Annotated in this window: 25 protein-coding genes; 14 read left to right on the forward strand and 11 right to left on the reverse strand. The window is 52.4% G+C overall.

What is annotated here, in order from left to right; all coding sequences use genetic code 11:
- Nucleotides 1-7: 7 nt before the first annotated feature.
- The 9 genes from motB to CPA45_RS19400 form a co-directional block, all read right to left on the reverse strand.
- The gene (gene motB / locus CPA45_RS19360; protein WP_078089784.1) at nucleotides 8-925 is read right to left on the reverse strand and encodes a flagellar motor protein MotB; all 918 of its coding nucleotides are present in this window, start codon (nucleotides 923-925) and stop codon (nucleotides 8-10) included.
- Nucleotides 922-1,791, reverse strand: coding sequence for a flagellar motor stator protein MotA (motA, locus tag CPA45_RS19365; protein ID WP_096654411.1), 870 nt, complete (start codon nucleotides 1,789-1,791; stop codon nucleotides 922-924). Before motA ends, motB begins: the two co-directional genes overlap by 4 nt.
- Nucleotides 1,792-2,010: 219 nt before the next feature.
- A complete protein-coding gene (gene flhC / locus CPA45_RS19370; RefSeq protein ID WP_096654413.1) occupies nucleotides 2,011-2,556 on the reverse strand; it encodes a flagellar transcriptional regulator FlhC in 546 nt (181 codons plus the stop codon).
- Nucleotides 2,553-2,885 (reverse strand): flagellar transcriptional regulator FlhD, encoded by a 333-nt coding sequence (gene flhD, locus CPA45_RS19375; protein ID WP_096654415.1) that lies wholly within the window; start codon nucleotides 2,883-2,885, stop codon nucleotides 2,553-2,555. The genes flhC and flhD overlap by 4 nt, the downstream gene beginning before the upstream one ends.
- A gap of 115 nt (nucleotides 2,886-3,000) precedes the next feature.
- Entirely contained in the window at nucleotides 3,001-3,282 is a 282-nt protein-coding gene (locus CPA45_RS19380) for an EscU/YscU/HrcU family type III secretion system export apparatus switch protein (RefSeq protein ID WP_096654417.1), read from the reverse strand.
- Entirely contained in the window at nucleotides 3,266-4,489 is a 1,224-nt protein-coding gene (locus CPA45_RS19385; RefSeq protein WP_096654419.1) for a flagellar hook-length control protein FliK, read from the reverse strand. Before CPA45_RS19385 ends, CPA45_RS19380 begins: the two co-directional genes overlap by 17 nt.
- Entirely contained in the window at nucleotides 4,486-4,884 is a 399-nt protein-coding gene (fliT, locus tag CPA45_RS19390) for a flagellar protein FliT (RefSeq protein WP_096654421.1), read from the reverse strand. Before fliT ends, CPA45_RS19385 begins: the two co-directional genes overlap by 4 nt.
- 7 nt (nucleotides 4,885-4,891) lie before the next feature.
- Entirely contained in the window at nucleotides 4,892-5,308 is a 417-nt protein-coding gene (fliS, locus tag CPA45_RS19395) for a flagellar export chaperone FliS (protein ID WP_096654423.1), read from the reverse strand.
- 206 nt (nucleotides 5,309-5,514) lie between these two features.
- Nucleotides 5,515-7,206, reverse strand: a complete 1,692-nt coding sequence (locus CPA45_RS19400; protein ID WP_096654425.1) for an HD domain-containing phosphohydrolase — start codon at nucleotides 7,204-7,206, stop codon at nucleotides 5,515-5,517.
- 304 nt (nucleotides 7,207-7,510) lie between these two features.
- On the opposite strand from CPA45_RS19400, the gene CPA45_RS19405 reads away from it, so the two are divergent.
- Entirely contained in the window at nucleotides 7,511-7,870 is a 360-nt protein-coding gene (locus CPA45_RS19405) for a flagellar protein FlaG (protein ID WP_096654427.1), read from the forward strand.
- Between the two features lie 292 nt (nucleotides 7,871-8,162).
- Here the strand turns inward: CPA45_RS19405 and fliE are convergent, their stop codons facing one another.
- Nucleotides 8,163-8,489, reverse strand: a complete 327-nt coding sequence (gene fliE / locus CPA45_RS19410; protein ID WP_078089775.1) for a flagellar hook-basal body complex protein FliE — start codon at nucleotides 8,487-8,489, stop codon at nucleotides 8,163-8,165.
- Nucleotides 8,490-8,746: 257 nt separating this feature from the next.
- Between fliE and fliF the strand changes: the two genes are divergently transcribed.
- The 13 genes from fliF to fliR all read left to right on the forward strand — a co-directional run bounded on the left by fliF (nucleotide 8,747) and on the right by fliR (nucleotide 22,262).
- Nucleotides 8,747-10,492, forward strand: coding sequence for a flagellar basal-body MS-ring/collar protein FliF (fliF, locus tag CPA45_RS19415; protein WP_096654429.1), 1,746 nt, complete (start codon nucleotides 8,747-8,749; stop codon nucleotides 10,490-10,492).
- Nucleotides 10,485-11,492 carry a flagellar motor switch protein FliG gene (gene fliG / locus CPA45_RS19420; protein ID WP_096654431.1) on the forward strand — a complete coding sequence of 336 codons (1,008 nt, stop codon included), beginning with the start codon at nucleotides 10,485-10,487 and terminating at the stop codon, nucleotides 11,490-11,492. The genes fliF and fliG overlap by 8 nt, the downstream gene beginning before the upstream one ends.
- The gene (gene fliH, locus CPA45_RS19425; RefSeq protein ID WP_096654433.1) at nucleotides 11,485-12,252 is read left to right on the forward strand and encodes a flagellar assembly protein FliH; all 768 of its coding nucleotides are present in this window, start codon (nucleotides 11,485-11,487) and stop codon (nucleotides 12,250-12,252) included. Before fliG ends, fliH begins: the two co-directional genes overlap by 8 nt.
- An 8-nt stretch (nucleotides 12,253-12,260) precedes the next feature.
- On the forward strand, nucleotides 12,261-13,649 hold the full coding sequence (fliI, locus tag CPA45_RS19430) for a flagellar protein export ATPase FliI (RefSeq protein WP_096654435.1): 1,389 nt from the start codon (nucleotides 12,261-12,263) through the stop codon (nucleotides 13,647-13,649).
- 2 nt (nucleotides 13,650-13,651) lie between these two features.
- Complete coding sequence (fliJ, locus tag CPA45_RS19435) at nucleotides 13,652-14,104, forward strand: flagellar export protein FliJ (RefSeq protein WP_096654437.1); 453 nt, start codon at nucleotides 13,652-13,654, stop codon at nucleotides 14,102-14,104.
- A gap of 23 nt (nucleotides 14,105-14,127) precedes the next feature.
- Nucleotides 14,128-17,715, forward strand: a complete 3,588-nt coding sequence (locus tag CPA45_RS19440; RefSeq protein ID WP_096654439.1) for a flagellar hook-length control protein FliK — start codon at nucleotides 14,128-14,130, stop codon at nucleotides 17,713-17,715.
- Nucleotides 17,716-17,874: 159 nt separating this feature from the next.
- Nucleotides 17,875-18,348, forward strand: a complete 474-nt coding sequence (gene fliL / locus CPA45_RS19445) for a flagellar basal body-associated protein FliL (RefSeq protein WP_096654441.1) — start codon at nucleotides 17,875-17,877, stop codon at nucleotides 18,346-18,348.
- Nucleotides 18,349-18,369: 21 nt separating this feature from the next.
- Nucleotides 18,370-19,425 carry a flagellar motor switch protein FliM gene (gene fliM / locus CPA45_RS19450; RefSeq protein ID WP_096654443.1) on the forward strand — a complete coding sequence of 352 codons (1,056 nt, stop codon included), beginning with the start codon at nucleotides 18,370-18,372 and terminating at the stop codon, nucleotides 19,423-19,425.
- Nucleotides 19,422-19,937 carry a flagellar motor switch protein FliN gene (gene fliN, locus CPA45_RS19455; protein ID WP_096654445.1) on the forward strand — a complete coding sequence of 172 codons (516 nt, stop codon included), beginning with the start codon at nucleotides 19,422-19,424 and terminating at the stop codon, nucleotides 19,935-19,937. The genes fliM and fliN overlap by 4 nt, the downstream gene beginning before the upstream one ends.
- Entirely contained in the window at nucleotides 19,934-20,389 is a 456-nt protein-coding gene (fliO, locus tag CPA45_RS19460; RefSeq protein WP_096654447.1) for a flagellar biosynthetic protein FliO, read from the forward strand. Before fliN ends, fliO begins: the two co-directional genes overlap by 4 nt.
- Nucleotides 20,390-20,397: 8 nt before the next feature.
- Complete coding sequence (gene fliP, locus CPA45_RS19465; protein WP_096654449.1) at nucleotides 20,398-21,168, forward strand: flagellar type III secretion system pore protein FliP; 771 nt, start codon at nucleotides 20,398-20,400, stop codon at nucleotides 21,166-21,168.
- 29 nt (nucleotides 21,169-21,197) lie between these two features.
- Entirely contained in the window at nucleotides 21,198-21,467 is a 270-nt protein-coding gene (gene fliQ / locus CPA45_RS19470) for a flagellar biosynthesis protein FliQ (protein ID WP_078089763.1), read from the forward strand.
- A gap of 3 nt (nucleotides 21,468-21,470) precedes the next feature.
- Nucleotides 21,471-22,262 (forward strand): flagellar biosynthetic protein FliR, encoded by a 792-nt coding sequence (fliR, locus tag CPA45_RS19475; protein WP_096654451.1) that lies wholly within the window; start codon nucleotides 21,471-21,473, stop codon nucleotides 22,260-22,262.
- A 102-nt stretch (nucleotides 22,263-22,364) separates the two neighbouring features.
- Here fliR and flgL read toward each other — a convergent pair whose 3' ends face one another.
- Nucleotides 22,365-23,603, reverse strand: coding sequence for a flagellar hook-associated protein FlgL (flgL, locus tag CPA45_RS19480; RefSeq protein WP_096654453.1), 1,239 nt, complete (start codon nucleotides 23,601-23,603; stop codon nucleotides 22,365-22,367).
- Between the last annotated feature and the right edge of the window lie 11 nt (nucleotides 23,604-23,614).

A 23,614-nucleotide genomic window follows, 5' to 3' on the forward strand; every position in this document is an offset into this window, starting at 1 on the left:
GCCTCGCTCATTCGGCTACGTCGGCCTGTGGCATGTCTGGTAGTAAAGCCTCTTCGGGCACTGCGGCTTCAGGTAATGGTACGTCGGCACCTAGAACACCTGGATCCCGAATTGTCTCGGCTATCTCGGGTAGCAGCACTAAAAGTTCAATGCGTCGATTCATAGGGTCTGTGGGAGCAGTGTCAGGCAGCAGCACACGATCAGCAAAGCCCGATACACGCAATAGTTGACCTGGATCAAGCCCGCCCACTACCAGCTCACGACGCGAGGCATTCGCGCGATCACTGGATAGCTCCCAGTTGCTATAACCTCGATAGCCACCCGCATAGGGCACGCTGTCAGTATGGCCGCTGATGCTTAAGTCGTTGGGCAACTCATTGAGTAGCGGCGCAATAGTACGCAGCAGATTACGCATATAGGGTGCCACCTGGTCGCTACCCAGTTGGAACATAGGCCGCTGTTCAGTATCAAGTAACTGAATGCGCAGCCCTTCACGGGTAAGGTCAAAGCGCATTTGATTACGTAGCTGGCGCAGCTCGGGGTCTAGTTCAATGGCCCTTTCTATACGCGCTTGTAAATCAGAAAAAAACCGCCGCTCTTGCAAGCTGGGACGCGACTGTGGGGATATATCTATCCTAGCGCGCTCACCATCACGATGGGCTGGGTCAGGACCACCACCGGGAATCGCTCGCGTACTGCCGCCTCGATCCCCCGTCACCGCGGTTATCAGCGGCGTACTAAAGTACTCAGCAACACTGCGACGAGTTTCATCACTGGAGACACTTAGAATCCACATCACCAGGAAGAGCGCCATTAGCGCCGTCATAAAATCTGCCAAGGCGATCTTCCATGCCCCCCCATGGTGGGCATGGACCACTTTTTTACGCCGAATGACTATCGGGCGCTTGTCACCGCCCTTACTCATGCATTACCGGCCTTTTTTGAGTCACGGACATACTCTTCTAGCTCTGAGAAGCTTGGCCGCTCAGCGGTGTGCAGCGCTTTACGACCAAACTCAACCGCTAACTGCGGTGCATAACCGTGCAGGCTCGCCAGCAGTGTGACGCGGATACACTGCAGCATTTTTTCCGCTTCCTTGGCTTGCCGATCAGCATAGCTAGCGATTGGGCTGATAAAGCCGTAGCCCATCAAAATACCCAGGAAGGTACCCACTAGCGCCATTGCAATCATTTGGCCCATTTGGTCGGGGCTGGCATCTGCATAGGTCAGAGCTTTAATCACCCCCATTACCGCGGCCACGATACCAAATGCGGGCATGGCGTCGCCTACTTTGGCAATAGCGTCAATGGGGATATGGGCTTCTTGCTCAAACACTTCGATTTCGTGCAGCATTAGCTCGTCGATTTCCATCGGCTCCATGCCACCGCTCACCATCAGACGTAAATAGTCAGTCAAGAAGTCCATGATATGGGGATCGGCGAGCACTGTAGGGTGCTCTTGAAACAGTGGGCTTTCCTGGGGGTTGTCAATATCACGCTCAATACCCAACATCCCTTCCCGGCGAATTTTCGAGAGCAATTTAAACTGGAGCGCCATTAACTCCATGTATAGGGCTTTATTATATTTTTTGGTCCGTTTAAGCCTAGGCAGTATTTTGAACGTGGCTTTAATTGCTTTACCGTTATTGGCGGCAATGAAGGCACCTACGCCTGCACCGCCAATAATTAGCAGCTCCAGGGGTTGATACAGGGGGCCTAAACTACCGCCTGCCAGCACATAGCCGCCAAACACACACAATATTACGACGACATAACCTAGGAGAATCAGCACAAGCAGTGTCCTTGCGATAGCAGTTTTTGTATCAACGGAACATCATCCATTGCCTCATCATTATGAAGACACTGGAAGGCTCCATTCCAAGTGAAGCTTAGCCATATCATACTAAGGCGCAGGCAATGTTTAATGGAAAAGAACCACCGCCTTTTGACGCTATCTATGCGTTAAAAGCTGGTTTTATTAGTGTTGCGACTATCTACGAGTGGGGCGTGGCTATATTTCTGTGTTAGCCGCTTCACGCTGAGCTTTGCGAGTTTTCCCTGCCCGCGAAGGCGGCTGGCAAATACCGCATACATAGTCATGAAGTGGGCTATGTGCATGAGCAACAAAGCGCCCCTTACAGCGGGTACAGGTATTTAGCTGCAGTAAATCGCTTTCAAAAAAACGCACCAACGTCCATGCTCTAGTCAAACCCAGCACCGGTTCCACGCCTTCAAGCGTTATCTGCTCTTCGTAAAGGCGGTAAGCTTTTACGAACGCATCGATACGCTCGCAGTTAGTATTCTGCTGCAAGCTTGCGTAAATATTATAAAAAAGTGACGAGTGTACATTGGGCAACCAGGTGACGAACCAGTCTGTCGAGAAAGGTAGCATCCCCTTTGGAGGCGACATGCCACGTACCTCTTTGTACAACTTAATGAGGCGAGTACGGCTTAGATCCGTTTCCGTCTCCAGCACCTGTAAACGTGCACCTAATTCAATCAGTTCGATTGCCAGCTGCACTTGGTGCATTTCATCAACCAAGCTTTTCTGGCTCACTCTTCTCCTCCTTTAGATAAAGACCCAAATGGTTCACAGGCTGATAATAAGGATGCATGTAACCCCGAAAGCCCTTGATCCCTTGGGTTCTCCATAATTTGGCGCAAGCGTTGACCACTGGCTTGGCTAAACCGGCATATCAACTGGTTAGTGCGCGCCAGCCTCGTCAATTGCCATGCGTTAAGTGAAACGAGTAAATCCGCCAATTCGTTATCGATTTTCAAGCGAAACATAGCCGCCTCACGATCTTCATTCAGCAGACGCTGGGCAAGGAGTAAATATGCTAAGTTTATTTCTTCAATTTCATCAAGAAAGTTTGTTTGACTCATAGTGTTCCATCGAACAACACAGGCGCGACTTTATAAACGTTATAACGACGCCGTGGGTGACTTTTTCCATAAGCTTCATGGTTGCACACAACATCTGCATTGGCTACTTGAGCCGTTAACGATGAACGAGCCCTTCTTCCGAAAGCTCAAACACCCACACCAACAGCTCTGCGACTACCTGATATAAACTCGCTGGAATCTCAGCATCTATATCTAACTGCATAAGCAGCGCCACTAACTCAGGGGCATCGTGTACGTAAATCCCCTGGCGCTGCGCTTCTGCCATAATCCGTTCAGCTAACTCACCATACCCTTTCGCCACGACCCGAGGCGCCTGCTCGCCACCTTGATAGGCCAGTGCAACGGCCTGGCGACGACGCTCACCCGACGTCGTCATGGTGGCTCTCAAAACTTATATACCTGGCGTTGACCTGGACTTTATGAAAATCCAAGGCCCCTAAACGTCTCTCTAGCGCACCGAGCCCCTGCTCAAGCTGCCGATGTGTCGCTAAGTCATCAGTCGTCAGGTCTATACTCAACGTCGCCTGATAAAGCCATAACGAAACGCGGAAAGCTCCCACATTGGGCACTTCAAGTTGCATTTCAGAACGCCAAGCTTCTTCAGGGTCAGCATCATCTTGAGCGGCTTCCTGCCCAGCATCTCGTGTAGGCAGATTAATCACTAGCGCCATAAAGATTCCGGCCCAAACATCACCTTCCCAACGAATCGTTGGCATTACCAACATTTCGAGCTGCTGACGTACCAGGCTTTGCAGGTTCTCATGAACAATTTCTTTTCCCCTTCGCGGGGCTGCTATTTCAGCCAACTCCTGCAAGTTACCGGAGTCCGCTCTGGCTTGGCCTGTCTCTGGCCTTCCTGCCTGCAACGTAGCGTTCAGGCTTGGCGTATTCACCATCAGCACATCAGGCCGCCCTAACACTGGCCTTTCACTTGCGGCTGGTACCAGCGGCGTATTGGGCAAAATAGACAAATTACCTGCCGTCGCTGGCGCAGACGAGCTTGGCGCTAAAGGCGTTGCAGCCATCACTGCTAGATTCGCACTAGCAGGCCATACAGGCCGCGGGCCGGGCTGCATCTGCGGCTCACGCAACAGCTGCTGACGAGAAACTTCCCCTTGGAACCAACGCTTTAGATGAGATTCGTAGAATAAACCACTATCTCGCACACTGGCTTCGAAACGCGTCGCCAACACTGTAGCTGTTGGTGCATCCTGGGCATTCATCAGCGGTGCCTCAGGGCGCATAACGCTAGGTGGCGCAGGGAAGCGCAGCAAAACATCAGCGATCGTGCGTGCAGCAGGGCTAAAGTGCGTCTGCGTTGAACCAGGCGATGTATTTGAGCCTCCCTGGGAGGGCGGGCGCTGCTCACCAGAGGTATTCGAAGTCGGTAAGCGTTTAAGCTCACCTAACGGCGACGACATTGGTCGCCCATCTAAGCTAGCATCCCCCTGCAGCGCTCGCGGCCCTTCACCTGGAGGAACAGGCTGCACAGGCGCATTCAGAGAGCGCTGTAAAGAGGCCTCTCCCTGACGCCCCAGCACTTGGTGCAAAAGGGTATCAATAAGCGGCGTGATGCCGCTCACGGCGCCTCCTGATCTAGCGAGCCTTCAGTATCAGACTGCCCCTGCTGCGGCGCGTAGGCACGGTGCAAATCACGCTGACGCTGCGATACCCCAATTAGCTTGCCTAGCTCGTCACGCCTAGCAACTAAACGACGCCGAATCTCCACATCATGCTCGAGGATACCCTCCAGCAGCTCGGCCTTACGCGCTTTGGAAGCGGCGTCTAATATGACTTGCTTATCAAGTGCGCGCAGTTCTTCTACTAGCGTCACATAGTGAGAGCGCTGCTCAATCAGCTCTGGCCACTGTTCTGCGTTAGCTAGCTCATGCATGTGTGTCGCACGGTCTAGCAGTTCAGCGTATGCTTCTAGCAACGCTTGCTGAGTAGTGCCACGAACAGTTTCAGAACCCAACATAATTGCCTCATGCACTCTGCTGCTGGCCGATTTCACGCCATGCTGATGCGATATCTTCTAGTAGCCGTTCCGCTTGATTAAGGCTCTCTTCATCATTGCGCAGGTTAGCAACCAGTAGCAAACGAGCAATGTAGTCATACAGTGATGCCAGCCGCTCAGCAATTTCACCGCCTTTCTCTTGGTCCAACGCTGCTGCCAGTCCGTTATTAATAATATCTAACGCTTTAGAGATTGATTTTCCCTTCTCAGCGATATTACCTGCCTGCATATGAATACGCGCAGCCCGCATCGATGCCTGGGCACCATCAAACAGCATCACAATAAGTTGGTGTGGATCAGCTGACATAACGCCGCTTTCCACGCCGACACGGGCATACGCCTTGGCACCTCGTCCATAGGCGGCGCCACCTCGGGAGTATGTCATAAGCGGGCACTCCTTTTATTGGGTCATACAACAGCTGAGCCAGTAGGGCTAACACACGCTGTTTACAATTCAAAATGAGCTTTCAAGCTCAGCTATAAAGTTATATCGGCACCCCATTCGCAGACTTTAACCCTCAAACGCTCTTTCGCTTAGAAAAATGTCATTCTTATAGCATGAAGGAAAAATGGAGTCGCCGTTAGGCTTTATCAGGTAGACACCGCGACTTCCCGAACAGGCCGCCCAAGTTTTTCAAGGGCATCACCACTCACAGAAGCTCCCAACGTATCGCGCAGAGGTGGCTCAACATCTCGGGCAAGCACCACTTCAGCAGGCGCACCATCTCCATGAAGGCGCATAATCCAGGCTAACTGGTCACTTGAAAAGTGAGCAAGCGAGCCAACTGGCAGTGTTTTGAAGTGCTCGATATAGCGCTTGATCCAACGCGGATCAAATTGATGCGGGTGGTGCAGCAGATGGCGATAAATTTGCTGGGCAGTTCTGGCGGGGCGGTCGACGCGATCACGTCGCATTGCCTCGACAACATCAACAACCGCGCTGGCTTTAGCCAGCTCGTTAATATCTTCGCCGGTCAACCCTCCTGGGTAACCGCTACCATCCAACCGCTCATTAACTCCCCCAATAACGGCCTGGGCAATAGAGGTAGAGAGCCATTGGCAGTTTTGTAGCCGATCCATTAACAGAGCAACGTGCTCGCTCATTGCCTGACGATGGGTAGCTTCGAAGTTAGGCGCCTTAAACACTATCTGCGGGACAAGCGCCTTGCCCAGATCATGGATCAAACCACTGGCCACAATCGCCTTTCGGACATCACGAGGCATATTTCCCCCCACAAGGTCGAGCAGATGCACTGCTACGGCAATTCCATGGCGTACTAACAGCGGCTCTGGCGACAAGCAGCGCGAAGCAAAGAGCAGCGCCTCACGATCCTCTTCGTGTAGCATTAATAGGCGATCAGCATTGCGCGATAGCTGTCGAGAATCAATATCGCTCCCCTGCTGTAGCAGCAACAATTGCGCGTCTAAGTATGCCGCCACTTTCACAAGGCGCCGCGCCATCGGGGTTGCATACCGCTGAATATCGCGACGTCCGACACGCTCGGTACTCCCTGCGCGCTTACCCAGCTGTTCAAAAAGCGGTGATGGCTGGCGTTCCTCTTGGGCTTCTTTTTTATAACGCGCCGCCTCTCGCTCTATCTCACACACGAAGTACCAAATTTGCCGCTCCTGCTCCGAGGAACAGTCCACAAAGCGAAATCCAGCCCGTAAAAGATGGTTCTCAGGATCTATTGTCTGGTGACGAGCCACCCCCTGCACTTCAAAGTAGGTACCATTAGGAAAAGTGTAGGTAAACTTGATTGGGCTATCCGCCTCCGCCAGCACGCCTCGCGCGATTAAGGGCAGCTCTACCTGACAGCCATCCTGGGAGAGATCGCGCAGCTCACCCAGAACACTCTCACCAGCGGCACTAATCACGGCTACGGGCACCACCATTCCCATACGCAGCTGCGCGCGAAACGATTCACGCCGCTGCAACACTTCTATAGTGACAGGGTAATCGCTACAGCATAAGAAGCGCCCGCCGGAGTGGCGCGTTTCCGTTAGCGAAAGCAGTGGCGTACGCACCACTTTGCCCTGGGACTGACCACGTAAAAAGAATTTTTCCCCTTGCTGTAGACGACTCAGCAAATAGTCAACGGATGATAAATCCATGACCAGGGCATTCCCTGCATGCTGCTCCATCAAAACAATCGGCTCTGGGCGTACTTCTGCAGAGGCCAAACAAAGCGAAACACCACCGCTTTCAATCATGGTATTTAGATAAGCGCTTATCGCCGAGGAGCTGGTAACGCTTTCATACCCATCTTGCTGAACTGCCATGCTCGTTTCGCCTTCCCAACCACATTGTTGTTTGACATCGCCAATAAGCGAAAGAGCATACCAGAAGCCCTTAGCCAGCCACACGCACTCATCAGTCTAACCATACCTTAATTTATATGAATATAAATCAAGCTACTAAAGCAGCAGCCCTTCCGGGGGCCGAACAAACAAAAAGATAAAGTTTAGCGCGCACCTGCCGATGTTTAACAAAGGGGTTTACCAATCAAGCGATAAAGAACCTCATTGCCTTTGTTACCTACAACGTTACCTAGCCATCAGGCTTACCTCGGGAGGAGCGTCATTTATGGGCCCATTACCAATAGACAGTACAACTGCAATGCTGCCAACGTCGTCATCGTCACCCCTTACACCACGCCAGGAGATTGAGAACAAGCTCCGCTCACTAGCAGCACAAGTAAGTGAAACGCCTTCCGGCAAGACCATCACTCAAGGTGCACTCATTGAGCCACTGCAACGTATCAATGAGGTGATGCGCCCGCGCGGCCTTGAGTTTGACATTAGCGAAGAGTCTTCACGCATTATTACGCGAGTAGTGGATAGAGACACAGGGGATGTTATTCGCCAAATACCGGCTGAAGAAGTACTGCTGCTCGCCGAACAGCTAGAGGAAATGCAGGGCCGCCTTATCTCTGTGGAAGTGTAAAGCCACAGCAGCTAGGACTAGCGTGCGAACGCCTAGAAAATACTATTAACCATTAATTACTTTAGCGACTCATTGCTTTAGCGATTCATTGATTTTAGTTAGCGTTCGCCACTTTCTATGCTCTCCACCCGACTTGCCCCCATGCTGTTTGTGACCTACCCCACCCTAGAAAACCATGCCTTCTATGGTTTGTAATTGCCTGGTTTTTAACTGCCTAGTTTTTAACTACCTAGCTTTTCACTATCTAGCTTTTAACTACCGAGTTGTTAACTAATCAGTGCTTAGCGACCACCTAAACCTGCATATTCATAACATCTCGGTATGCAGAAACTAACCGATTACGTACTTGCAACCCCATCTGAAATGCAACGCTGGCTTTTTGCATATCAACCATCACATCGTTTAGCTCGACATTCGGCTCTCCCGCCTGAAACGCCATAGCTTTAGCGTTGGCGCTCTGCTGGAGACGGTTGATACGCTGAATAGAAGCCTGCAACTCACTACCAAAGCCACCCTGACCGACCACGGTAGATACATGCTCGCCTTTCATCGGCGCAGCCGCCTGGGTTGCCAAGCTTTGCATCTGCTGCAGTGCGGACTGAATAGGAGGTGAACTCATATGCATACCCCATTCACATGAAAGAAAAATAATACCAATAGCCTACCACTAGCCAGGCAAGCCTCATACGTACAAATAGAGACGAAAAGCCAAGCTTTTCGTCCATTTATGGTCGACGCACCCCAGGATAATGGCGTCCATCATAATTCCGCTTCCTAATTTTTAGCGGATAACCGCGATTGACGGATATAGCCTATGCCTTCTTTGGTGATGCGTCTGGGCCGTTATCGGTTTTGCCTACCCTCTTGGAGGGATGCATGAGCGAAACTGGTGCTACGGCAGGCCGTCAGAACAGTACGACCCCAAATGCCCCCCGCAGCGGTGCTGCAGCAAGCGAGCTAAACAACACGGCAACGTTTGAGCGCATCCTGAAACAGCTGCGTGGCAACCCGTTAGTCGTGCTATTGATCGCGGCGGCTGCTTCTGTTGCTGTTATTGCAGCGCTATTCATGTGGGCCAGCAGCCCCGAATACCGTGTTCTTTACAGCAACCTGAACGAAGCAGACGGTGGGCGCATCATCGCCGAACTAGATAGCCGAGGCGTTCCCTATCAGTTTAGCGAGGGGGGCCAAGCGCTTTTAGTGCCGGGGAGTCACGTACATACGCTTAGGCTTCAGCTTGCGGAGCAGGGGCTGCCTCGCGGCGGCAACCTGGGCCTTGAGCTAATGGAGAACCAAGCTTTTGGTATTAGCCAGTTTGCTGAGCAGGTCAATTTCCAGCGCGGCTTGGAAGGTGAGTTGGCGCGCTCTATTGAATCACTCGGCCCTGTGGAAAGGGTGCGCGTTCACCTTTCCATGGCGAAGCCTTCTGTCTTTATACGCGATAGGGAACCTGCCAAAGCATCTATCGTGCTAACACTACTACCTGGCCGAGTGCTGGGTGAAGGCCAAGTCAGCGCTATTGTGCACATGGTGTCCAGCAGCGTACCGGAACTGGCAACCGAGAATGTAACCGTCGTTGACCAAAATGGTCGTTTATTGACCGCCAACACCTCTCAAGGTAATGATCTTGATGGCACTCAGCTTGCCTACATTAACGAGGTAGAACGCTCCTACCAGCGCCGCATAGAGAATATTCTTTCACCGATACTGGGCAGTGATAACGTACGCGCTCAGGTTGCCGCTCAGATCGACTTCTCACGCCGCGAGGAGACTACCGAGCGCTATGCCCCTAACCAGGCTCCCAATGAGTCTGCCGTTCGTAGCCGCCAATTAAGTCTTGCTTATGATGGTGAAGACCCATTAGCGACTGGCATTCCAGGTGCATTAAGCAACACCCCTCCCGGTGCCGCTCCGGCCCCCATCAATCAACCGGCCGATGGTGAGGATGACTTACCGGCGAATGCGCTACGCAACCTACGTCAAGATGACGTGGTTAACTATGAAGTTGACCGTAGTATTGAGCATATTCAACACCGCCTGGGGCAAGTTCAGCGCCTCTCAGCAGCGGTTGTTGTGAATTTCCGTCGCACTATCAATGACAATGGCGAAATAGAGCAAGTCGCTCTCAGCAATGAGGAAGTCGCACAGCTTGAGCGCTTAGTTCAACAGGCGATGGGGTTCTCACAGGCACGCGGTGACCAAATAGAAGTAGTCAATACCCCCTTTGCCAGCACCGAAGAAGCTACGGATGAGACCGCATGGTGGCAGCAGCCCGAGATACTCTCGATGGCCTCGACGCTGGGACGCTACTTACTCGTAGCAATCGCCGCGCTACTACTTTACCTACTGATACTACGTCCGCTGATCAAGCGTTATACACAAATACCGGTCACGGCGGCCGCTGTACCGGGCAGTACTTTTAGCGCCAGCGTAGGCGATGAAAAGGATGAGCCAGAGGAAGCAGGAACTTCAGAGGAAGACGGAACCTACAGCAATAAACCTAAGCGTCGCCGTAAGACGTCTCTGTATGAGCATAATCTCAATGACCTGCGTGAGATGGCCCAGGAAGACCCGCGCATGGTTGCAATGATTATCCGCAGTTGGATGAAGACTAATGAGTAGCCTTATTGCCGAGATGAGCGGAGCGCGTAAAAGTGCCATTCTGCTGCTTGCACTGGACGAAGACAGCGCTGCGGAGGTATTTAAGTTTCTGAGCGCCAGCGAAGTACAAGAAATCAGCCTGGAAATGGCACGCTTACAGCAAGTTTCTCATGAGGACATGAAGGCTGTCTTAGAAGCATTCCACCTTGAGAACGAAGAGTTTGTCGCACTCAACCTCAACTCGAGCGAACATATTCGTTCGGTGCTTACTAAGGCGCTCGGCAGCGAGCGCGCTACCAGCCTCATTGAAGATATCCTCGACACCACAGGTGGTGGTTCCGGCATTGATGCTCTGAACCTTATGGAAGCCTCAATGGTGTCAGAGCTTATCCGCGATGAGCACCCGCAGATTATTGCTACTATTTTGGTGCACTTAGACCGTCACCAAGCCGCTGATATTCTTGAACTGTTTGAAGAGAAATTGCGCAACGACGTGGTGCTGCGTATTGCAACCTTCAGCGGTGTTCAGCCAGCAGCACTACAGGAACTGACCGAAGTTCTCACCAGCATGTTGGATGGCCAAAACCTCAAGCGCAGCAAAATGGGCGGCGTAAGAACTGCGGCTGAAATTCTTAACCTGATGAACTCTTCCCAGGAAGAAGTGGCTATCGAAACCGTTCGCTCTCACAGCGAAGACCTTGCCCAGAAAATTATCGACGAAATGTTCCTCTTCGAGAACCTGCTCGACCTGGACAACCGTGCGATTCAAATGGTGCTACAGGAGGTGGAAACCAACTCTTTGGTGGTGGCACTCAAAGGCGCTCAGGATGCACTTGTGGACAAGTTCCTGCGCAATATGTCTCAGCGGGCAGCGGACTTAGTACGCGAAGATATGGAGGCCCGCGGACCCATTCGAGTTTCCCAGGTGGAAACCGAGCAAAAAGCCATTCTTCAGGTGGTTCGCCGCTTAGCGGATTCTGGCGAGATAGTTTTGGCGGGCGGAGACGATGAGTATGTCTAGTGCTCATACCCCTGAATTTGACCGTCATGGTACGTGGCGGCGCTGGCAGATGGATGAGTTGTCGGAACGTAGCGACGACTTCCAAGAGAGCAAGCTATCCGCGCCCTCGGCACAACAACGCAAAGTGGAAGCTGCTCGGCGCGCCGCAGAGCAAGCTCGCCAACGCGAACAGCAAGAGCGCAAAGCGCTCTATGAGCGTATTCGCCAAAAAGCGGAAGAAGAAGGTTATCAGGCGGGTTTGGCGCGCGGTCACCAAGAAGGTCTCCAGCAAGGCCTTCAGGAAGGGCACGACCAGGCAGCAGAAGCGCTTAAGCAACAGGTTCGCCAAACCGTGGCGCCGCTTGAAGCACTCGCAAAGCAGTTTGCGGATGCTCTTGAGCGCATCGACGAAACAATTGCACACGATCTTACCGAGTTAGCCCTCGCTACAGGCAAACAGCTAGCTGGCAATGCCATCCAGGAAAACCCTGAGCAAGTGCTTGAAATTGTGCGAGAGCTTTTACATACCGAGCCCCCACTCGTTGGTCAGCAACGATTATGGCTGAACCCTGAAGACCATGCTCTGGTTAAAGAGCACTTGGGCAGCGAACTTAGTGCTGCCAACTGGCACCTTCAACCTGATGATCAGTTAGCCCGTGGAGGCTGTCGCGTCACGAGCGCACAAGGTGAGCTAGACGCCACCTTTGAAAGCCGCTGGCAGGCCGTACACTCTCAGTTGCGCAAGCGCCATCACGGCAGCGACACACCGCCCTCTTCGTAGGTAACGCTATGAGCAACGCCACTTGCCCACATCAGCACCGCTGGCATAAAGCACTGCACCGCACCACGCAGCGTGTCAGCCACTTACCTCGCTACCGAACCAGTGGCAGAGTGATTCGTGCGACGGGTATGGTCATTGAGGTGGTGGGCTTACGGGTAGCGGTAGGCAGCGCATGCCGGATTGAATTACCTGGTGCAGATGGCAGGCTTAACGATAGCGACAAGCATGCCGAAGCGGAAGTGGTCGGCTTTTCAGGGGACAAGCTGTTTCTCATGCCTCTTGAAGAGATATCAGGTTTAATGCCTGGCGCCAGGGTAACCCCCCTTAGCGATGGCAGTGGCCACAGTGCCCGACGCTTCCCTATTGGCGATGACCTGCTGGGGCGCGTGTTAGACGGCAACGGCAATCCACTGGATAACCGTGAAAGCATTGATGACGCACCCCGTGCGACGCTTCAAGCCACGTTGCTAAACCCGCTTTCGCGCGCGCCCATCGATGCACAAATTGATGTGGGAATTCGCGCCATCAATGCCCTGCTAAGCGTTGGTCGAGGCCAACGAATGGGCTTATTTGCAGGCTCTGGGGTCGGTAAATCTGTTCTTCTTGGCATGATGGCGCGTTATACCCAGGCGGATGTGATCGTAGTCGGTTTAATTGGCGAACGGGGGCGAGAAGTACAGGATTTTATAGATAATATTTTAGGCCCCGAGGGTAGACGGCGTGCCGTCGTTGTTGCGGCGCCAGCCGATACATCACCGCTGCAGCGGCTTCAGGGAGCTGCCTATGCAACGCGATTGGCTGAAGGGTTTCGCGACACTGGCCGTAATGTGCTGCTCATCATGGACTCATTAACGCGTTATGCCATGGCACAACGCGAAATTGCCCTTGCTATCGGCGAACCTCCCGCCACCAAGGGCTATCCACCCTCAGTGTTTGCCAAACTGCCCAGCTTAGTTGAACGAGCAGGCAACGCTGAGCGTGGGGGCGGCTCCATTACTGCTTTTTATACCGTACTGACCGAAGGTGACGACCAGCAGGACCCTATTGCTGATGCTGCACGGGCGATTTTGGACGGCCATATTGTGCTATCACGTGGGCTTGCAGAAGCTGGTCACTATCCCGCTATTGATATTGAAGCATCGATCAGCCGTGCCATGACCTCCATCGCGACACCAGAGCAGTTGCAAGCTGCACGCACGTTCAAACAGCTTTTTTCGCGTTACCAGCGTAACCGCGACCTGATTAGCGTAGGCGCTTATAGCCCAGGTCACGATCCCAAGTTGGATGAAGCAGTGAACCGGTTTCCTGCCTTGGAACGTTTTCTTCAGCAAAATATTAATGAGTGCGCAACGCTTGAAGAGTCGCGCCAAGCACTGCATGCCACAGTGGGGGGCTAATCATGGGTCATTCACAGCTTGATATATTAACGGGTCTAGCCCGGGATGCTAGAGACCAAGCGGGAAAACTGCTGGCGGAAGAGCGTCAAACACAACAACAAACTGAAGCTCAGCTTGAGTCTCTCAACCGTTATCGCGCAGAGTATGCCGAGCGCCTACAGCTGGCTATGCGCGACGGAATCGACCCGGCCACTATGTATAATTATCAACAATTTCTAGCCTCGCTTGACACTGCATTAAGCCGCGCTAGGCAAGCATTAACGGCACAGCAGAAGCGCGTTCAGCAAAGCCAGCAACATTGGCAGCAAGAGCAGCGCAAACTCTCATCCTACGACACACTGGCTTCGCGTAGGCTATTAGAGGAACACCGTCGCCAGGAGCGCCACGAGCAAAAAGCTAGCGACGATTTTGTTACTGGCCGTATGGCTCGCCAACTTACTGACAAGCCGCACTAGCGCCGCGCCAGGGGACTGTATTTATGAATATTCAGCTGCTGCTTTCAGCGAATCAAGGCCAAGGCGTTGCTTCACCTCTCCAATTGCCAGCCGCTGGCTCGCCTTCTCTCGCGGCACCAATGTTCCTCCAAGTATTTACGCAGGCAACAAACCATCAGTCGCTCGCTAAGACCGATACCCAGGTCAATGCTAAAGCCGACAGTATGCCAACGGCGTCACTTAACACCTCCGCTGAGCAACTATCTTCACTCGACGTTGAGGTAGTCGAGGAAGTGCCCCAAAACGTTAATGCGCAATGGCAGTCAGCCCCTCCCATGCCCAACATGGAAGATAATCATGCAGAGCATGGAACACCGGCTACACCACTACCTAGCGCCGCTGGCACCTTTACGTCTGTTCAAGTCCCCTCTTCTGAGCAAGTAAGTTCTCCACTTGCCAGCAGCTACGCTAAACAAGCGCCAAGCATCACCATTGAAGAAGTAGCATCACGCTTAACCCTGATTGCCTCCTATTCTGCTGCGCCTGCTACTCAGAGCCACACAGCTCCTAGCGCGCAATCCAGCAACAGCGCAACATTAGATCAGCATGCTAGTGCTAGCAAAGCCACAGCCAATAGCCCGCCACCTGTAGAGACTGATGTTTTCTCCGCCTCTCTTGCGCGCACATTGCCAAGGCCACTCTCTGCGCCTGATAGAAGCATGACTGCGATAGCTGCACCAGCAGCCCAGGCTCCAAATCCTGATGCGCAACTTGCAGCACAGAGACCATCTGGCGCTTTAAGTACCACCGTATCAGCAATGGGCTCTTTGCCAGTAACGCCTGCGTCACCCGCTGTTGATTCCGAGTCGGTGCCACAGGAAAGTGCCAGCAGGGCCCAGCCTATCGCTAGCTCCAACGTAACAGAAAGAACGGTAGGTACACCTTTACCAACGAACACAGCTCATACGCAGCCCTTAGTGTTGCCAACAGCTAGCACGCTCTCTTTAGAGAAGCCCTCCGCCACTGCTAGCACGTTAGCACCTACAGGGCAGTTGCAGCCGACTGCCCCTGTTCAACCGGGTGCTCAGCCTAGCACCCAACCAACCGACCAAGTACGCTTATCGGTAGAGCCCGCGGCAACGTTTAGCCCTCAGTCGATGGCGGACCAACCAGTAGCAAACGTGGCGGCTAACTTGCCAGCACCTGCGCCGACCACACCAGCATCACCGTTGGAAGCAGTGGCAGTTCAGACTCAGCCAGCTCAGCTGGCGGCAACCGCTCAGCCTGGCACCCAGCCGACTACTCAAGTACGCTTACCGGTAGAGCCTGCACCAGCGGCTAGCGCCCAAGCGATAGCAGACCTACCGGTAGCAGACGGCGCTGCTAATCTGCCCACACCTGTGCCATCTGCACCAGTACCTCCGTTGCAAACATTAGCAGCAGGGGCAGTTCAGCCTCAGCCAACTCAGCCGATGGCACCCGCTCAACCGAGCGCCCGACCTGACACCCAACCAACGACTCAAGTACGCTTACCAGTAGAGCCTGCACCAGCGACTAGCGCCCAAGCGATAGCAGACCTACCGGTAGCAGACGGCGCTGCTAATCTGCCCACACCTGTGCCATCTGCACCAGTACCTCCGTTGCAAACATTAGCAGCAGTGGCAGTTCAGCCTCAGCCAACTCAGCCGCTGGCACCCGCTCAACCGAGCACCCAACCAGACACCCAACCAACGACTCAAGTACACTTACCGGTAGAGCCCGCACCAGCGGCTAGCGCCCAAGCGATAGCAGACCTACCGGTAGCAGACGGCGCTGCTAATCTGCCCACACCTGTGCCATCCGCACCAGCACCAGCACCAGCACATTCGTTGGAAACATTAGCAGCAGTGGCAGTTCAGCCTCAGCCAACTCAGCCGACAGCGCCCGCTCAACTGGACGCCCAGCCTGACGCTCCACCAACCACTCAAGTACGCTTACCGGTAGAGCCTGCACCAGTGACTGGCACCCAAACGATGGCAGACCTACCGGGAGCTGAAGACGCAGCTAGTCTGTCTGCAACTGCGCCATCCGCACCAGCACCAGCACCAGTACCAGTACCAGTACCTTCGTTGGAAACATTAGAAGTAGTGGCAGTTCAGCCTCAACCGCTGGCACCCGCTCAACCGAGCGCCCAACCTGACACCCAGCCAACGACTCAAGTACGCTTACCGCTAGAGCCTGCGCCAGCGCTTAGCTCCCAAACGATAGCGGACCTCTCAGTAACTGACGGCGCAGCTAATCTGCCTGCACCTACACCATCCGCACCAGCGCCGTCGTTGGAAACATTAGAAGCAGTGGCAGTTCAGCCTCAGCCAACTCAGCCGACAGCGCCCGCTCCACTGGACGCCCAGCCTGACACCCAGCCAACCATTCACGTACGCTTACCGGTAGAGCCTGCGCCAGCGCTTAGCTCCCAAACGATAGCGGGCCTCTCAGTAGCTGACGGCGCAGCCAATCTGCCTGCACCTGCGTCCACCACACCAGCATCACCGCTGGAAACAGTGGCAGTTCAGCCTCAGCCAGCTCAGCCGACAGCGCCCGCTCAACCGAGCGCCCAACCTGACACCCAGCCAACCATTCACGTACGCTTACCGGTAGAGCCTGCACCAACACTTAGTATTAACGCCCAGGTAATGAATGAACTATTGGCCAAAGAAAAGGCTGCTAACACTAATTACATTGCCAGCAAAAGCGGTGAGCTAGCCTTTCCTTCATCACCCACACTGCAAAGACAGGTGATGCCGACGACACAGGTTTCCTCAAGTACTGGTTCGTTCTCAGCAACCACGCTACCTTTGCCAACAATCTTCCCGCATACACAGACCCTAGTGCTGCCAACAGCCAGCTCTCTTCCCTTAGAAGCGCTAGCTACTCCCGCTAACGAGTTAGCACCTACGGCGCCGCTAGAAACAGCTGCAACCCAACCACTTGCAACGGCTCAACCAACAGCTCAACCAACAGCTCAACCACGTTTAACGGTAGAAACGGCGTTAGTGCCAGCGAGTAACACAGACGCGATAGCAAGCCCATTGGCTGAGGAAACAGAGGCTATGCAGCAGAATAAGCACGCTGCCAGCCAAAACAGTGGGGTAGTTTCACCTGTGTCGCTTAGCCCTCAGCAACCAGCGATGCCTAACAGCCCAGCGACAATCTCGTTGAGCACGCCAGTTACTAGTCCCACTTGGCCCTCTCAACTAGGACAACAGCTAGTGCAATTTACCCAGCGTGGCGGAGAGCACCAGGTTAAGATGCAGCTCCATCCTGCCGAGCTAGGGCCGTTATCTATTTCACTTAAAGTTAGTGAGCAAGGGACTCAGGCGCATTTCTTAACCGCCAGCGCCCAGGCTCGCCAGGTTATTGAGCTGGCAATTCCACAGTTACGTGAAGCCCTTGCTGAGCAAGGAATATCGCTTGGTGAAACATCCGTAGGCGAGCAAGGCACTTCTGGCGAGCAGCTTTTTGCTCAACAGGACTCTGGCACGCCCAGGAGCCCAGGCAGTAACGATGATAAAGAGGGTGACGCTACTGCTAAACTGAATATGGGTGATAGTGGCAGCCTAGTACTGGACGGGCGTATCGATTTATATGCTTAAATCACGCCCTAGCAACAAGAATGGCAACGCGAACACTCACTATTAGATAGCTAAACCAAAAGATAGACTCCTCAAAGGAGTCTGTTCATTTCATCATCATTACCTGCGTTAGGCATAATGCTTGGCTAGCGTCATGCGTCAAGATCATGGGAACTATAAATGGCAGAAACAAGCGGTGGATCAAAAAAGCTGCTCTGGATAATGATTACTCTGGTAGTACTGTCCTCTGCCGGTGCAGCGGCAGCTATTTATATGGTGCTAGACCAGCGTGGAAGTACAGAGGGAGGTGAGGTTGAGCGGACAGTTGAGCGCACACCGCCAGTCTTTACACGCATTGAACCATTTACGGTCAACCTTGCGGATGATCGCTATGGCTCACGACTGCTCTACACAGGCATTACGTTACTCGTAGGTGATGCACAGAGTAAGGCTATTATTGAAGAGCATATGCCCCAGGTACGTAGTCGACTACTGATATTATTGTCAGGAAAACAGGCCAGCGAACTGACCTCATCTGAAGGTAAAGAAGAGCTTGCCCGGTCGATTATCAACCAACTTAGTGTTCCCTTAACAGAAAATCAGCCTCCTCTCGATTTGCGGGAAGTGCTGTTTACTGAATTCATTGTGCAATAGCCTCGGGTACTGGAGCCGTTCATGTCACAGGACGATCTACTGTCCCAGGAAGAAATTGATGCATTGCTTAAGGGCGTCAGCGGGGATGATGAGCCTTCTGGCACGTTATCCCATTCCGAGGAGGAAACGCGTATTCGCCCGTATGACCCTGCAACGCAGCACCGGGTCATACGCGAACGCTTACACGCACTCGACTTTATTAACGAGCGCTTCGCACGCTATTTTCGTAACAGCTTATTCAATCTGATTCGTCGCAGCGCCGATATAACGGTTGAATCTGTACGCTATCAAAGCTTTAGTGAGTTTTCTCGCAACGTACCCGTGCCCACCAACCTAAATATTGTGTCTATGAAGCCCCTTCGTGGCTCAGCACTTGTGGTGTTCCCCCCCAACCTTGTTTTTATGGTGGTGGATAACCTATTTGGTGGAGATGGCCGCTTTGTTACGAAAACGGATGGCCGAGAATTCACTAATACGGAACAACGTATTATTCAGCGCCTCCTTAACCTTGCTCTTGAGGCCTATCAGGAAGCGTGGAAAGTCGTCTATCCATTAGAAGCGCACTTTTTACGCTCTGAAGTGCAGTCGAAGTTTGCCAATATCACCAACTCCCCTAATGAGATCGTGGTTAATACCAAGTTCAACATTGAAGTTGGTAATCTCTCAAGCAACTTCCAGATCTGCATGCCTTACGCGATGATTGAGCCACTGCGTGATTTACTGGCCAACCCAATTAACGACAGCAATCATGACCATGACGGCACATGGTCTCGACGAATGGCCAGCGAATTACGCCAATCAGAAGTCGAACTAGTCGCGGAATTTGCCCAAATACCCAGCCGTATTGCCCATGTAATGGGCCTGAAAAAAGGCGATGTACTGCCCATGGACATTCCACATACGATTACCGCTTGTGTGGATGGTGTTCCCGTCATGGAGTGTGAGTACGGTAGTCAGCGCCAACAACGCGCTTTACGCGTCCTGCGCATGATCGACCATGCAGCATTGAATAACGTGTCGTCCAAGGACGTTATTAACGTTTCAACGCGACAGAAAGCCAAGGAATCCAAAGCATGACTGATCCTAACAAACCCGATCAAAAAGTCTCTGATGATGATTGGGCGGATGCCATGTCTGAGCAAGATGAGCCTAACGTAAGCACGGACAATACCAGCGATGACGATCCCTGGGCGGCCGCCATGGCCGAACAAGAGGCTGCCGAGCAGACAGATTCTGAAGCTGATCTCGAGCCGGAAGCACCTGCAGCAAAGCCAGCAAGTGATGAGATATTTCGTCCGTTAAGTCCGGAAAGCGGCACTGCGCAGTCCCGTGATCTCGAAATGATCATGGATATTCCGGTCAAGCTTACCGTAGAGCTAGGCCGCACTAAGCTCACGATCAAGCAGTTGCTTGAGCTTGCACAAGGATCGGTTATTGAACTGGAAGGTTTGGCTGGCGAACCGATGGACATACTGATCAATGGCTACTTAATCGCCCAAGGTGAAGTAGTCGTTGTTGAAGATAAGTATGGTATTCGTATTACAGAGATTATCACCCCCTCTGAGCGTATCCATAAACTAAACCGATGAGTGTCGCGACCTCTTCCCCACAGAGTACCTCTATTGATGCCCTAGGTAGCAGCAGCGATGCCTTAATAGGGATGGCGGTACTAGGTAAAACAGCAGCGGCGCTAGCGCTGGTCATAGCGATTATTTTACTATGCACGGCTGCTTTAAAGCGCTGGCAGTCTGCGCGCCATCATCACGGCGCTCACTTACGTATTGTGGGTAATACGGCAGTGGGCAGCCGCGAGCGGATTGTGGTGGTCGAAATCGAAGACACCTGGCTAGTCCTTGGTGTTAGCGGGGGCCGAATCACCAAATTACACGAACGGGCAGCACCTAATGAGCGCTCAGCAACCCCGCCTGCGCCAGAACCTCCTATACGTTTTTCACAGCGTTTAGCGCAAGCGCTGACCAGCCAACATAAAAAACGTAACAGTGAAACGCCCCAGCCCTCTGACTCAAATAAAACACCATGAGATATGCGATGCACCTCTGCTGGCCTTACCAGCAACGCTGGTGGCTTTTTAGCGCCTTTATTGTCTGCGGCTTACTATTAGCACTTCCTGCCCATGCACAGCAGCTACCAGGATTAGTATCACAACCGCTGGAAGATGGTGGGCAGCAGTGGTCTGTCTCTCTTCAGACACTGCTATTTTTGAGCTCTCTGGCATTTCTGCCAGCCATGCTACTGATGATGACTAGCTTTACACGCATCATTATTGTACTTAGCTTGCTTAGAACCGCCATGGGCACCCAGGCAACCCCCCCTAACCAGGTGCTACTGGGCATCGCACTTTTTCTAACGTTTTTTATTATGTCCCCCGTCATTGCCCAGGTATATGACACAGCTTGGGTACCACTTACGGAAGACGTCATTAATTTTGAAGAGTTTTTGCTGCTTGCTCAGGAACCCTTTCGAGAGTTTATGCTCGCCCAAACACGCGAGCCTGACCTGGCGCTCTTTGTCCGTTTAGCCGATGTTGGCCCCATGCAAGGGCCTGAAGACCTTCCTATTCGGGTCTTACTGCCTGCATTTGTTACGAGTGAGCTGAAAACAGCCTTTCAGATTGGCTTTACTATCTTCATTCCTTTTCTGATTATTGACCTAGTAGTTGCCAGTACATTAATGGCACTGGGAATGATGATGGTTCCCCCCATTACTATTTCACTGCCCTTCAAGCTTATGCTGTTCATCCTAGTAGACGGCTGGCAACTCATTATTGGTTCGTTAGCTGAAAGCTTTTACATGATTTAATTGTCGCAACGGGCGACCAGGAGCAAACCATGACTCCGGAAATGGTAATGAGCATTGCTTACCAGGGCATGCGCGTGACGCTTTTCCTAGCAGGCCCAATGCTGTTGGCAGCCCTGTTTACTGGTCTGCTTATCAGCTTATTTCAGGCAGCCACGCAAATAAATGAAATGACACTGACATTTATCCCCAAAGTGTTGGCTGTTTTTGCTGTGCTAGTGCTAGCTGGGCCATGGCTACTTGGATTAATTACGGATTTTACCCATCGCTTATTCACCAATATTCCTAACATGGTGATGTAGTCAATGGTAGAGGTCACATTTGCCCAGCTACAAGCCTGGTTAGTAGCCTTTCTTTGGCCTTTTGCTCGGATAACCGCCTTTATGGCAGTTTCACCCCTTTGGGGCCATAGCAGCATTCCTAATCAGGCTAAGGTTGGGCTAGCGGCACTCGTTGCAGTTGTGATCGCTCCCGTGTTACCAGCCATGCCAAATGTCCCCATAATGTCCTGGGCAGGTGTGGGTATTATGGTGGAGCAGATACTTATCGGCTTAGCAATTGGCTTGGTTATGCATATCATTTTTGCCGTTGTGCAGGCAGCAGGGGAATTCATTGGTCTTCAGATGGGCTTAGCGTTCGCAAGCTTCTTTGATCTATCCAGTGGCACTAACATCATGGTGCTATCGCGCATACTGTATATGATTACGCTATTAATGTTCCTCGCCCTAAATGGCCATTTGATGGTGCTTGAAACATTAGTAATGAGCTTTCAAACCCTCCCTGTGGGTATTGGTACGCTAAACCCCAACGCCTTCGAACTTTTGGCGCGCTATGCAGGCACTATTTTCGCGTCAGGAATGCTGCTTGCCCTGCCGCTTTCCGGTTCGTTATTAATTATTAGCCTATCACTGGGGATTCTTAACCGTTCAGCCCCACAGCTCACGGTCTTTAATATCGGCTTCCCCACCTCACTAACCGTCGGTTTAATCTTATTAATGGTATTAATGACCGATATTGGTCGTTTCTTACAGCGATTATTCAGCCAGGGGCTGGCCTTTATGCAGAGCTTGATCGAAACCATGGCGCCTTTAAGCTAACCCCCCCTGTCCTTAATAAACCGTCCTTAATAAACTTTTCTTAATAAAGTACAAGGGAGGGGGTTAGCTAATGGTTCGTCATACTGCGGTTAAGCTGGAGACTTACATATAGTCAAATAGTGACATACCTTTGAGATCTATAAACGTCTTTTGCGCGGCCTGGAGACCTACCTGGCGCAAGCTATACTCAGAAATAGCAGCGACATAATCAAGATCTACTAAATCTGATAACGTTTGCTCATAGTTGATCATACGGTTGCTGCCCACTGCATCGATGACATTCAGCTCTTCAAGCCGTGCGCCAGCGGAGGCGCGAACCATTAATACGTTATCCAGCCCATTATCAAGGTCACGCATAGCGGTATTTAGTGTATTGCGCAGGTTGGCTTTATCAGCAGCCGTGACAGCAGGAGTCTCCAAGGCTTGAATGGCTTGCTCCATCGTTTTAAACAAATCGGCAGGCCGCTCATCGCTGCCTGCCCGCGTCACTAAGAACTCATCGCCTGCAACGGGTTCCCCACTGAGAGTAATAGACACCCCTCCGAAAGTGACTTGCTGCCCATCACCCGAATAGGGTTGATCTGTAAGCGCGGGATCAAAATCCACATAGTTTGTGCCATCAAAGCGCTGAACGCTGTAGGTAGGCTCGCCCTCTGCCTCACCAAAGACAACCTTAAAGCTTGCGCCATAGTCCGCGTGATTCATATCGCTGGCTCGGGGGCCACTGAAGGTAACACTGCCTTGGTTACCCTGCGCTTCAGCAATGTAGCCAGCTCCTTGTGATACGCTCTGGAAAATTGTCGCACCATTTTCCGTTACCGGCATCAGTCGCGAAGAGTCAACACGCTGTTGGCGAGCACTCATGTCGCCGACGTACTCCACACTGCCGTCAGCAGATTTTACAAAAGGCGGCGTATTATCCTTATAGCCCGCAAAGAGATATCGGCCATTACCATCCGTTGCATTGGCTTGGCCAATCATGGTTTCGTAGATGCCCTTTAGCTCGCTGGCAAACGATTCCCGATCCGTATCACTGAAAGTATCGCTTGAAGCTCTTACCAGTAAACTTTTAGCACTCATGACAGCATCGCTGATGCTATTCACGACGCTCTCAGTCTGAGCAAGCGAATTCCGCGCAGCAACTCGTGCATCTGCAAACTGCTTTGTCATTGCCTTTGACTGATCAACACCGATGGCACGAGCAGCTGCCTGAGGGTCGTCAGATGGGTTGACTACCCGTTTAGCACTGGCAATTTGCTGGCTCACTTTTAGAAAACCGCTTTGCTGACGATTAATAGAAGCCGTGCTTTGTTCAAACATGGTGATCGTACTAACACGCATCGCCTAGCTCC

It is taken from the genome of Vreelandella nigrificans (genome assembly GCF_002374315.1).
GTDB lineage: Bacteria > Pseudomonadota > Gammaproteobacteria > Pseudomonadales > Halomonadaceae > Vreelandella > Vreelandella nigrificans.

Excerpts from the sequence above, each read along its gene's own strand:
- motB (WP_078089784.1), bottom strand. The coding sequence starts at position 925 with ATGAGTAAGGGCGGTGACAAGCGCCCGATAGTCATTCGGCGTAAAAAA.
- flhD (WP_096654415.1), bottom strand. The coding sequence starts at position 2,885 with ATGAGTCAAACAAACTTTCTTGATGAAATTGAAGAAATAAACTTAGCA.
- CPA45_RS19380 (WP_096654417.1), bottom strand. The coding sequence starts at position 3,282 with ATGACGACGTCGGGTGAGCGTCGTCGCCAGGCCGTTGCACTGGCCTAT.
- fliT (WP_096654421.1), bottom strand. The coding sequence starts at position 4,884 with ATGTTGGGTTCTGAAACTGTTCGTGGCACTACTCAGCAAGCGTTGCTA.
- fliS (WP_096654423.1), bottom strand. The coding sequence starts at position 5,308 with ATGACATACTCCCGAGGTGGCGCCGCCTATGGACGAGGTGCCAAGGCG.
- CPA45_RS19400 (WP_096654425.1), bottom strand. The coding sequence starts at position 7,206 with ATGGCAGTTCAGCAAGATGGGTATGAAAGCGTTACCAGCTCCTCGGCG.
- CPA45_RS19405 (WP_096654427.1), top strand. The coding sequence starts at position 7,511 with ATGGGCCCATTACCAATAGACAGTACAACTGCAATGCTGCCAACGTCG.
- fliE (WP_078089775.1), bottom strand. The coding sequence starts at position 8,489 with ATGAGTTCACCTCCTATTCAGTCCGCACTGCAGCAGATGCAAAGCTTG.
- fliF (WP_096654429.1), top strand. The coding sequence starts at position 8,747 with ATGAGCGAAACTGGTGCTACGGCAGGCCGTCAGAACAGTACGACCCCA.
- fliG (WP_096654431.1), top strand. The coding sequence starts at position 10,485 with ATGAGTAGCCTTATTGCCGAGATGAGCGGAGCGCGTAAAAGTGCCATT.
- fliH (WP_096654433.1), top strand. The coding sequence starts at position 11,485 with ATGTCTAGTGCTCATACCCCTGAATTTGACCGTCATGGTACGTGGCGG.
- fliI (WP_096654435.1), top strand. The coding sequence starts at position 12,261 with ATGAGCAACGCCACTTGCCCACATCAGCACCGCTGGCATAAAGCACTG.
- fliJ (WP_096654437.1), top strand. The coding sequence starts at position 13,652 with ATGGGTCATTCACAGCTTGATATATTAACGGGTCTAGCCCGGGATGCT.
- CPA45_RS19440 (WP_096654439.1), top strand. The coding sequence starts at position 14,128 with ATGAATATTCAGCTGCTGCTTTCAGCGAATCAAGGCCAAGGCGTTGCT.
- fliL (WP_096654441.1), top strand. The coding sequence starts at position 17,875 with ATGGCAGAAACAAGCGGTGGATCAAAAAAGCTGCTCTGGATAATGATT.
- fliM (WP_096654443.1), top strand. The coding sequence starts at position 18,370 with ATGTCACAGGACGATCTACTGTCCCAGGAAGAAATTGATGCATTGCTT.
- fliN (WP_096654445.1), top strand. The coding sequence starts at position 19,422 with ATGACTGATCCTAACAAACCCGATCAAAAAGTCTCTGATGATGATTGG.
- fliO (WP_096654447.1), top strand. The coding sequence starts at position 19,934 with ATGAGTGTCGCGACCTCTTCCCCACAGAGTACCTCTATTGATGCCCTA.
- fliP (WP_096654449.1), top strand. The coding sequence starts at position 20,398 with ATGCACCTCTGCTGGCCTTACCAGCAACGCTGGTGGCTTTTTAGCGCC.
- fliQ (WP_078089763.1), top strand. The coding sequence starts at position 21,198 with ATGACTCCGGAAATGGTAATGAGCATTGCTTACCAGGGCATGCGCGTG.
- fliR (WP_096654451.1), top strand. The coding sequence starts at position 21,471 with ATGGTAGAGGTCACATTTGCCCAGCTACAAGCCTGGTTAGTAGCCTTT.
- flgL (WP_096654453.1), bottom strand. The coding sequence starts at position 23,603 with ATGCGTGTTAGTACGATCACCATGTTTGAACAAAGCACGGCTTCTATT.